The sequence below is a fragment of the Jeotgalicoccus huakuii genome (assembly GCF_036665975.1).
In the GTDB taxonomy this organism is placed as follows: domain Bacteria; phylum Bacillota; class Bacilli; order Staphylococcales; family Salinicoccaceae; genus Jeotgalicoccus; species Jeotgalicoccus marinus.
Genome location: NZ_JAVIYN010000005.1, coordinates 116,515 through 127,490 on the forward strand (window position 1 = coordinate 116,515; position 10,976 = coordinate 127,490).

At 36.5% G+C, this 10,976-nt stretch carries 11 protein-coding genes; 3 read left to right on the top strand and 8 right to left on the bottom strand.

The annotated features are described in order from the left end of the window. Positions 1-14 precede the first annotated feature (14 nt). The 6 genes from prfB to V6E76_RS04240 form a co-directional block, all read right to left on the bottom strand. Positions 15-1,116 (bottom strand): peptide chain release factor 2 gene (gene prfB, locus V6E76_RS04215; protein ID WP_247353002.1). Its coding sequence is split into 2 segments (ribosomal slippage): positions 15-1,052 and positions 1,054-1,116, totalling 1,101 coding nucleotides; the frame shifts between segments, so codons are not numbered across the junction. An 11-nt stretch (positions 1,117-1,127) separates the two neighbouring features. Then, the gene (gene secA, locus V6E76_RS04220) at positions 1,128-3,656 is read right to left on the bottom strand and encodes a preprotein translocase subunit SecA (protein ID WP_247353004.1); all 2,529 of its coding nucleotides are present in this window, start codon (positions 3,654-3,656) and stop codon (positions 1,128-1,130) included. 135 nt (positions 3,657-3,791) lie between these two features. After that, complete coding sequence (gene hpf, locus V6E76_RS04225) at positions 3,792-4,358, bottom strand: ribosome hibernation-promoting factor, HPF/YfiA family (RefSeq protein ID WP_499797713.1); 567 nt, start codon at positions 4,356-4,358, stop codon at positions 3,792-3,794. Between the two features lie 12 nt (positions 4,359-4,370). Then, a complete protein-coding gene (locus V6E76_RS04230; protein WP_247353006.1) occupies positions 4,371-4,934 on the bottom strand; it encodes a phosphoribosyltransferase family protein in 564 nt (187 codons plus the stop codon). 149 nt (positions 4,935-5,083) lie between these two features. Further along, positions 5,084-6,328 carry a DEAD/DEAH box helicase family protein gene (locus V6E76_RS04235; protein WP_247353008.1) on the bottom strand — a complete coding sequence of 415 codons (1,245 nt, stop codon included), beginning with the start codon at positions 6,326-6,328 and terminating at the stop codon, positions 5,084-5,086. A 55-nt stretch (positions 6,329-6,383) separates the two neighbouring features. Next, entirely contained in the window at positions 6,384-7,256 is an 873-nt protein-coding gene (locus V6E76_RS04240) for a DegV family protein (RefSeq protein WP_247353010.1), read from the bottom strand. A gap of 97 nt (positions 7,257-7,353) precedes the next feature. Between V6E76_RS04240 and V6E76_RS04245 the strand changes: the two genes are divergently transcribed. Then, positions 7,354-7,968, top strand: a complete 615-nt coding sequence (locus V6E76_RS04245) for a YigZ family protein (RefSeq protein ID WP_247353026.1) — start codon at positions 7,354-7,356, stop codon at positions 7,966-7,968. On the opposite strand, the gene V6E76_RS04250 is transcribed toward V6E76_RS04245, so the two are convergent. Beyond that, entirely contained in the window at positions 7,969-9,018 is a 1,050-nt protein-coding gene (locus tag V6E76_RS04250; RefSeq protein WP_247353012.1) for an MraY family glycosyltransferase, read from the bottom strand. 148 nt (positions 9,019-9,166) lie between these two features. On the opposite strand from V6E76_RS04250, the gene V6E76_RS04255 reads away from it, so the two are divergent. After that, positions 9,167-10,216 (top strand): GGDEF domain-containing protein, encoded by a 1,050-nt coding sequence (locus tag V6E76_RS04255; RefSeq protein ID WP_247353014.1) that lies wholly within the window; start codon positions 9,167-9,169, stop codon positions 10,214-10,216. 68 nt (positions 10,217-10,284) lie between these two features. On the opposite strand, the gene ytxJ is transcribed toward V6E76_RS04255, so the two are convergent. Further along, entirely contained in the window at positions 10,285-10,605 is a 321-nt protein-coding gene (gene ytxJ, locus V6E76_RS04260; protein ID WP_026867680.1) for a bacillithiol system redox-active protein YtxJ, read from the bottom strand. A 108-nt stretch (positions 10,606-10,713) separates the two neighbouring features. Here ytxJ and V6E76_RS04265 point away from each other — a divergent pair, with 108 nt between their 5' ends. Next, on the top strand, positions 10,714-10,968 hold the full coding sequence (locus tag V6E76_RS04265) for a hypothetical protein (protein WP_247353016.1): 255 nt from the start codon (positions 10,714-10,716) through the stop codon (positions 10,966-10,968). The last annotated feature ends 8 nt before the right edge of the window (positions 10,969-10,976 follow it).

The following is a 10,976-nucleotide window of genomic DNA, read 5'->3' on the forward strand; positions in this document are numbered from 1 at the left end:
GCCTCCATCTACTTTTACATTACCATTCTTAGATATGCATGTATGAATGGTGATAAGTCACCATCCATTACTTTGTCAGTATTACCTGTTTCATAGTTTGTGCGATGGTCTTTAACCATTGAATACGGGTGAAAGACATAGCTTCGGATTTGACTTCCCCAGCCAATTTCTTTTTGTTCACCTTTAATATCTTCAATCTCTGCTCTCTGTTCTTCAATTTTCTTTTGATAGAGCTTAGCTCTCAACATATTCATCGCTTGTTCACGGTTCTTAATCTGTGAACGTTCATTTTGACATGTCACGACAATCCCTGTCGGTAAATGCGTGATTCTGACAGCTGAATCTGTCGTGTTGACATGCTGACCACCTGCACCACTTGAACGGTAAGTATCTATTTTAATATCATCATTGTTAATTTCTATTTCAACATCCGTGTTTTTAAACTGCGGAATTACTTCGCAGGATACGAAGGATGTGTGTCGTCGTCCTGATGAATCAAATGGAGAAATTCTTACAAGACGGTGGACACCCTTCTCAGCTTTTAATAAACCATAAGCATTGGCACCTTTAATGGATAACGTCACACTCTTAACGCCTGCTTCATCTCCAGCTTGATAGTCGACTGTTTCTACTTTAAAGCCTTCACTTTCACTGTAACGTTGATACATTCTTAGTAACATCTCTGCCCAGTCTTGTGATTCTGTACCACCTGCACCAGGATGTAGTTCCAAGGTTGCGTCCAAAGCATCGTGGTCGCCTGAGAGTAATAGGTTCAATTCATATTCCTCGATATTATCTTCTGTTTCTTTAATTGAATCCGATAAAAGGGCTTCTAGCTCACTATCATGTTCTTCCCGTAACAATTCATATGAGGTTTCAATATCATCGACTGAAGCCTCTAGATTATTAAAACCATCCACAATTTTCTTCAGATGATTATTCGATGCAATGACATCATTAGCAGCATCACTATCATTCCAAAAATTCGGGTCCAACATCTGTTCTTCGTTCTCTTTAATTTGAGTCTCTTTTTCTTCTAAGTCAAAGAGACCCCCTAAAGTCTTCTAGCTTATCTCTTGAACTTTGTATAAAAGATTTTACTTCACTTAATTCCATATATTATCTCCTTATGCTTGTCCGTGACAGTTTTTATACTTCTTACCTGATCCACATGGACAAGGGTCATTTCTACCTACTTTTACTTGCTTTTTAATGGGTTGTTTTTTAACTTTCTGTTTACCGTCACCAGCATGCATTTGTTTTTTATCCATGACTTGCTCACGTTTCATTTCTTCATCTGTGTGAACCACTGTCTTCAGTACAAACTTAGCCGTGTCATCTTCGATATTCACGAGCAAGTTTTCAAACATTTGAATCCCTTCATTTTGATACTCTCTTAACGGATTAATTTGTCCATATGAGCGCAAGTGGATTCCAGTTCTAAGCTGGTCCATACTGTCGATGTGCTCCACCCATTTTTGGTCCATTGTACGAAGCATCATCATACGTTCAAACAAACGCATTTTTTCTTCGCCTAATGTTTCTTCTTTTTCTTTTAGTTGGTCTTTAACCTTAGCCATAACGAATGCGTATATTGATTCTGGATCCTTACCTTTGATGTCTTCTACTGAGATATCTTCTTCAGGTAAGTATAGATCAACGAGTGTGTTCTTATACTGGTCGTAGTCAACGTCTTCTTCATTATCTAAATCGTAAAACTCAACAGTACGTTCTACTGAACGATCAATCATGTCATATAAAAGATCTGATACGTCGTCTTTATCAATGATTTCATCACGCTCATTATAAATAATTTCACGTTGCTTACGTAAAACCTCATCGTATTCTAGTAATTTTTTACGTGCGTCAAAGTTGTTTCCTTCCACACGTTTCTGTGAGGACTCTACGCCTCTAGAAATCATCTTACTAGTAAGTTCTTCTTCACTCATACCCATGCGTTCCATCATGCCCTGAATTCTTTCAGAACCAAAACGTCTCATTAGATCATCTTCAAGTGATAAGTAGAAGGTACTTTCACCGACGTCACCCTGACGCCCAGAACGACCTCTTAATTGATCATCAATACGACGTGACTCATGACGTTCTGTACCAATTACAGCCAGACCACCAAGTTCTTTAACACCGTCACCAAGTTTAATATCTGTCCCACGACCAGCCATGTTTGTAGCTATCGTTACAGCACCTTTTTTACCTGCTTCTTTAATGATCTCTGCTTCACGGCCATGGTTCTTCGCATTCAAGACATTGTGACGAATACCATGTTTCTTCAATAGATTCGAAATCAATTCACTGGTTTCAACTGCAACAGTACCGATAAGGATCGGTTGCCCCTTTTTATGACGCTCAATGACATCATTAACGACAGCTTTTAGCTTAATTTCTTCTGCCGCATAAATTCTATCTGTATTATCGATACGTTGGACAGGTTTATTTGTCGGAATTTGAGTCACTCGCATATTGTAGATATTCATGAACTCTTCTTCTTCCGTTTTCGCAGTACCTGTCATACCCGACAATTTATTGAAAAGTCTAAAGAAGTTCTGGAAGGTAATTGATGCCATCGTCCGAGATTCATTTTGTATATCCATGCCTTCTTTAGCTTCAATCGCTTGGTGAAGACCGTCTGAAAAGCGACGCCCTTTCATCGTACGTCCTGTAAACTGATCTACGATTAAAATACCTTCTTGATCGACAACATAGTCTACATCTCTTTCCATAGAGAAGTTGGCTTTTAAGGCTTGGTTGATATGATGGAGTAGATTTACATGCTTAACATCGTATAGGTTGTCGAGCTTAAACCATTTCTCTGCCTTCTCCATACCAGACTCATTAAGCTGAATGTTTCTCGTCTTAATGTCGTATGTGTAATCCTCTTCTTCTTTTAACATTTTTACAAACTGGTTTGCTTGGACATAATACGTTTCACGGTCTTTGGCCTTACCAGATATGATGAGTGGCGTTCTTGCTTCATCGATTAAAATCGAGTCAACCTCATCGATAACTGCAAAGTTTAAGCCACGTAAGACACGGTCCTGTTTATATGTCACCATGTTGTCTCTTAAATAGTCAAAACCGAGTTCGTTGTTTGTTGTATAAGTAATATCTGCTCGGAAAGCTTCTCTTTTCTCGTTACTATTTTTTTGATTTAAGTTCAAACCAACAGACATGCCAAGGAAATTATATAGGGCTGATAATTCTTCCATCTGACTTTCTGACAGATACTCGTTGACCGTGATGACATGAACACCACGACCTGCGAGTGCATTTAAGTACACTGGCATCGTTGCAGTTAATGTCTTACCTTCACCGGTTTTCATCTCTGCAATATCACCTTTATGAAGGGCAATCCCCCCCATAATTTGGACTTCGAAAGGTTCCATTCCTAAAGCACGTTTCGCCGCTTCTCTAACTACAGCAAATGCTTCTACTAATATATCATCTAAAATTTTATTTTCTTTTTTTATATCTCCATCTGCAGCTGCTAATTGATTTTTGAAGCTTGCAGTTTTTTCTTTAAGTCCGTCATCGCTTATTTTTTCCATTTCAGGTGCTAATGCCAACACCTTTTGAGCTTCTTTACGTAATGTTTTGAGCTCTTTCTTGTTGCCGTCAAACATCTTATTTAAAACACCCATGGATTTACTCTCTCCCTCAAAAAAATTCCTATATACAACGTTACATTTTACCACTATTATATATAAAAATAAAATATGAACCATCAAAGAGCCCCTGGGCTATAACAGCTCACAGGGGCAAATTATTATATACGTTTAATTTGTTTCTATTAGTCCGTATTTACCATCTTTTCTACGATAAACGATACTAGTACCATCCGTTTCTCTGTCATTAAATACAAAGAAATCGTGGCCGAGCATATTCATCTGTAAAACTGCTTCTTCAGAATCCATTGGTTTTAATGTAAATTCTTTAGAACGATAGATCGCAATCTCGTCGTCATTCTCATTATTACCTTCTTGTTCTTGACCATTCTCAAATGCCGCAGCATTAAAGAATTCTAATTCTGGGTTCTTCTCTCTGAACTTACGGTTGATTTTTGTTTTGTGCTTGCGGATCTGTCTTTCTAGCTTATCGATTACTAAATCTACCGCTGCATAGAGATCATCGTGTACTTCTTCTGCACGCAACGTTAAATCTTTCATAGGAATCGTAATTTCAACCTTACCACGCTTATTATTACGAACCTTGATATTTACGTGAGCATGAGTGTTTGGTACATCGTTGAAGTAACGTTCAAGTTTTGCAACTTTGTCTTCCACATGTTCGCGGATTGCATCTGTTACTTCAATGTTCTCTCCTCTAATTTCAACTCTAATCATGATGAGCCCTCCTTATATGTTACCTTTCTTCTTAATCTCATTATACCAAATGTGTTGCGCTTTTGAAAACGTTAACACATCTATTTTCTGAAAATTAAGATTTGAGATGATATCTGCCGCCTGATGTACTGTAACCCCTGTTGTATAAATATCATCTACTATGAGAACACTCATACCCGAAAAGTCACAGTCTTTAACATTTTCACTTAAGAAAAATGGATTTTCTTTATTTAAACGCGCCGCTCGACTGAGATCTGATTGACGTTTTTTCTTAGAGGTCTCTAGTATAAGTTGATAATCAACCTTCATTACGTTGAGCATTTCTGTCACCTGATTATAAGTTCGCTCCTTTAAACGTGCTGATGAAATGGGTATCGGAACGACCAGATCATAATTCTTAAAATTAAAATCACTTAAATACTTCATTATCATTGCCATTGCCTGGTCTTTTAAAAACTTGTAACGATGTAACAACATCTTCACAGCGTCGTTGTAATCCGTTATTACAGTAATTTGATTTACGTGTGGATACCTATTTATAAGAAACTGACAGTCCTCACATATATCAATTTCCACTTGTACTACCTGATGACATCGGCCACACCTCGGTCCAAAAAACTTTTCCTCTAGTGAATCCCGACAACTTTGACAGAGTGGCTCTGACTTTACGAATAAGGAAATCACAGTAGGTTCATTAGTTATTCTTTGATGACAGTATAGGCAGATCATAACTTAGCACGACCTTGATTGAAGGCTTTAATTTTCTTGATTGTTTGATGAATACTTCTCGTATTACTTTCCGATAAAAACCAGATATTTCCCAAGGGATCTTTTGGCTTTCTTCCAACTCTTCCACAAATTTGAATGAGTCCAGCACTATCAAAGCGGTGCGCATTGACTACAATCACATCTAAATTAGGAAAGGTGACTCCACGCTCTAAAATAGTGGTTGTTAAAAGTACTTTTATTTTATTGTCACGCATGAGCTGTACTTTCTCATAGCGGTAACGATCTCCACTGTAAACTGCTTGTAAGTCGGGAAACTTATCTTTCATTAACTGACCAAGCTGCTCTAACATTTTGATTTCTGGTAAAAAAATAAGTACTTTACGATCGTGTGCTATAATTTTACCAACCAATTGATCAAGCACTGGTGACGTTTTATTTTTCTTAATATATGTGTCTACCGCATGGTAGTACACCTTCGGAATCGCGAGGTCATGACCGTGATATCTTCTAGCTATCGTTACGACATTATCCTTTCCAGTTAACTTAATCATTTCTCTAGTTGGTGTCGCAGTCATTAATATCAATGATCCGTTAGCTGATAAGGCTCTTAAAATTATCGACATTAAAAGTGGTTCATCAGCCAAGGGAAAAGCATCTACTTCATCGACAATAATCACATCATAGTGTTGAATGTAGTTCATAAGTTGGTGAACTGTGCACACTGTAAGGGCATGACTCAACACATTTTTTACCTCGCTATACATCAAATCAATACGTGTGTGTTTAAATGCATCTGTAAGCCTCAAATATACCTCTTTAACAACATCAATCCTCGGAGACACAAAGGCAACGTTCAAACCTTTACGCCTTGCTATTTTAATACCTTCGAAGGTAATTTCTGTTTTACCTGCTCCTGTTACTGCATACAAAAGTAAATTGCTATGATTATGAATGGCTGAAACGATACGATCACTCGCTTGAATTTGAATGTCATTTAACTGAAAATCTAAATGATAATCAATTTCTTCCTTAAAACGTTTAGTCTCCATACCATATAAAGGTGTCACAGAATCTGAACGACCTAGAATAATGCAGTGCATACAGTAAATCACACTACACTGATCGTAATGTGAATAATAGGTATAGAATAAGGACTTATTTTGATTACCACAACGACAACACGTATGATTCTTAACACCTGCTTCAAACAATATTTTTTCTCCGCCATGCTTTAGTATCATTTTGCCTCCAATAAAAAAACGCAGCTTAAACAAGCTGCGTTAATAATAGATTTAATTAAAAGTCAGAAACATCGATATCGTATACAGTATAGCCAATTCCAATGGCACCTTCGCCTAAATGCGTACCAATTACAGGGCCAAATTCTTGTAGAATAAATGTAACATCTTCAAACTTTTCCCGAAGTTCTTCTATATAAGATTCAGCCAAGCTTGGTGCATTGGCATGGATTAAACATGCTGTGATTTTTTTACCTTTGTGTGCTTGAAAATCTTCTGCTAACTTAGCCTCAATTTTAGACATCGCCTTTTTCTGCGTTCTAATTTTTTCAACGGCCACAATCTTACCATCAATAAATTCAAGGATTGGCTTAATTTTTAATAAACCACCAATCATTGCCTGAGCATTTGATAGTCGACCACCCTTTTGTAGATTTGTTAAATTATCTACAAGGAAGTAAGCATTTAAATTTTCTTTTTGCCTCATATCTTCTAAATCATCAAGTAAGGCTTCAAGGGGTTTCACATTCTTATTTTGAGCAGCATATAAAGCCAAGAACCCTAAGGGTGCGCATGATAGTTGAGAATCCACAACATGAACGTTAATGCCTTCAACACTAGTTGATGCGGAAATCGCACTTTGGTAGGTTCCAGATATCTCTTTAGAAAGGTGGAAACTCAGCACATCTGTATAGCCATCTCTATATAAAGATTCAAGTAGTAAAATATAATCTCCAATAGATGGCTGACTAGTGGTTGGCAATTCATCACTCCCAGCCATTTGCTCGTAATACCAGCTATTATCTATTTCATTTTCTTTATATACTTCATCATTGATAATCACATTCAAAGGAATGGTGTATATATCATACTTTTCTAAAATATTGGTGGGTAAATAACTAGTCGAATCAACAACTACAGCAACTTTCATATGCGTCTCCTCCAATTCATCTCGATACTTATTCTACTACATATGCATGCTATGATAAACTATTTTTAAGAGGTGTTTTTCATTGGAACAAAAATACATGAATCACAAGAATTTATCAACAGAAGAAATCATAAAAAAATCACGTTTCATTAGTCATATCAAGAGAACTGAATCTGAGGATGAAGCGAAAGCTTTCATAAACGAGGTTAAACAAGAACATAAATCAGCCACACATAATTGCAGTGCCTATATCATTGGAAAAAGTGCTTTAATCCAAAGAGCTGATGATGATGGTGAGCCCCAGGGTACGGCAGGTGTGCCAATGTTAGAAGTTTTGAAAAATGAAGAGCTTTACAACGTTACTGTCGTTGTCACACGTTATTTTGGAGGTATTAAACTCGGTAGTGGTGGCTTAATTAGAGCATATTCAAGTGGGACTTCTTTAGCTGTTAATGAAAGCGGCAAGGTCATGGAAATTCCAATGATCCCTATCGAGGTCACCTTAGATTATACCTACACAGCGAAATTCGAACATTTCCTAGGAAATACAGATGCAACTATAGTGTCTCAGGATTATACCGATAAGGTTCACTATTTGATTCATATAAAAGAAGAAGGTGCCGATCAGATTATCGACACCTTAAAAGAAATCACGAGCAATAACTATATTGCTAAGAAAAATGATCCAGTTGTTGCTGAAGAAGTAATTTAACTATGGAATGCGGTCGAATACCTTTTTAAAGAAATTTAACATCGGCCGCTTATTCGAACCAATTAGGTTTGTAGCCTCTACGACTAAATTCGTTGTTAGTAGTAGTAATACCCCGATGATAATGGCACCTGGTACAGTTGCCAAGTACATTACTACACCACCGATCGCAAATAAGAGCGCAATAAAGTAAATCAATACGACACTCTCTCTATGAGAAAACCCGAGGTGCCTCACCCTATGGTGCAGGTGGTTTTTATCTGCGCGCATTACGGATACACCTTCTCTGTACCGCCTAATTACTGCAAAGAACATATCAATAAATGGCACACCGAGAATAATAATTGGGAAAAACAACGAGATAAATGTAATGTTTTTGAAGCCAATAATTGATAGCACACCCACGATATAACCGAGCATCATTGCCCCATTGTCACCTAAAAATATTTTTGCTGGATGGAAGTTGTAAGGTAAAAAACCGAGTAGAGAACCGATTAAAATAATACAAATCATCATTACAAATATATTTGACTGGAAAATAGTTATGACTGCTATACTCGCTAAGGCGATAATAACGACACCTGTCGCGAGACCATCTAAACCATCCACCAAATTTATAGCATTAATAATGGCCGCTAACCAAATGACTGTCACGAGAACCGATAGCACACCGAAGTTAATTTCTATACCAAATGGTGTAATCGTATCGATAATAATCCCGTAATAAATCGGTACACTAATAGCGACCAGTTGACCAATAAATTTTACGAATGGCTTAAGATCGTATTTATCATCTACTAGACCGACGAAACAAAGTATTGTCGCGCCGATTATTATTGGTTTATATTCAATTTCTGCAGGCTGGGCAAAAAGAGTGACGATTGTAAAGCTTACAAGAATTGCCACACCGCCAAGATAAGGCATCGGCACTTTATGTACTTTACGATAGTTTGGGTAATCGACAAAGCCAAACCTTTTCGCTAGATAAATAAAGACCGGCACCAGTATTAGTGATATCACAAAGGATATACACAGTAGAAATAATGTATTCATATACTCACCCGATTTTTTAATCCAATTAAATATACCATATTCGGTATATATGTATATATCAATCTTTTCATATAAACAAATTCACTTTCTTCACACATCCTAAACGAGTATAATGTAAGAAAGTATAAGAGTCTAAAGGAGGTCCGACATGTTCATAGATTTTCTGTTAAATATCGCACTGATTATCAGTGGAATCTACCTCTTTTATAGAATACAATTCTTTGAAGAAAAGAAAATCGTCGAAACGGGTTTATTCCAAACCTTGCTTATGACGACTTTAGCGATATTGACCATGCTCGTACCGTTCTCGACGGCTGACGGCGAAATTGCACTATATTTTATTCCACTACTCCTACTCGGAGCATATAATTCATTTATATACGGTTTAGTTTCTGCATTGATAGTGTTTTTCTTTTACTTCTATATATTCGAATTGAGCTTAGGGCCATTTATTGTATTCAGTATACTCTACTTAATATTTTTGATGGCTGCACCTTTTTTCCAAAAGATTACACATACGAAGTTAGTTATTGTGAACTTAATCTTTACATCTTTGTATGCCATTGTGATTAATCAGCTCTTTTACAATATATCATTTATGACAGGGGTAATACTACTCGTAGCAACATCAATTGTTATCTTTACAGCACATATTATGTATGAGGACATCAATCAAATCTATAAGTTAAATAAGCGTATCGATGATGATGAATTTATCGATCATCTCACTCAATTAGGTAATGTAAAATCATTAGACAGATTAGTTGATGAACATTTTGAAAACGATGAATCGTTGAGTCTACTGCTAATTGATATCGATAACTTTAAACGTTACAACGATAAGCATAGCTATGACTCCGGAGACAAGATTATCAAACAGTTAGCTTCACTACTTCAAAATTACGTCCCGACTGGCGGACAGCTCTTTAGAAACAGTGGTGAAGAATTTGCCATGGTCATACCTAACATCAACTTCGATAAAACCGTCAGACTTGGTGAAGCAATTAGAAACAGTGTTGAATATTCTAAGTTTCACATCAATGAAATTGACACCGTCGATGTTACAGTTTCAGTCGGTGTGGGTTATAAAGAAGCTGCCCTTGCGACGAAGAGAGACCTCGTAAAAGAAGCTGAGAGCGCCCTCTTTGAAGCCAAAAAACTCGGTCAGAACCGAGTGATGTTTGCACCGATAGGCTAGGATATTTTTTAAACCAAATAAAATCACCCCAGCTTAGAACTCAAAAGTTCAACTACTGGGGTGATTTTTTAATCTTCTACGCTACTAAGTGTAGCCAAAGTGATTTTACCATGTGAATCATGCCACTTTACTTTTCCATCTACAAAGTAGAAAGCCTGTGGAGATTCATGTTTAATTTCAAATGTTTCAGCAATATAATTTGATAGCTCACGGTGATCTTGTACCACTAAGTAGTAACCATCCATATCTCTTTCGTAATGAAATTTCTGAAATTCATCAAATGCTGAGGAAGAAATAGGACACGTATTACTGTGTTTTAAAAAATAGAACTCATGCTTGTCATTTAATAAGTTTTGAAACGCATCTATGTTGGTGATTTTTGTTAACATATAACCACACCTTTCATTGACTTTATATAATTTATCACTTATTTAAAAATTAATCAAATTGACTATAGCAGTATGGTATAATGCAAATGTATTGGAGGCTGTATACATATGACTAGAAAATTAAAGCGATGGACTTTTCTTGACTCAATCAATGCGATTCTATTTATTGTTGTTGTGTTGTTTTTCTTAGACTTTCAAAATAATAGTACGATGTCATATATTTTACTGGCTGTATTTGCCTTTTGGTTGATTACTGTCATCTTAAGAAATGTAATGATTTCAAAAGTTGAAAAGGATCCAAATCATCCGTTACACAACATACAAACAGGGAAAAATATTGACCAAGATCAAAATAAAAAATGAGGCACTTA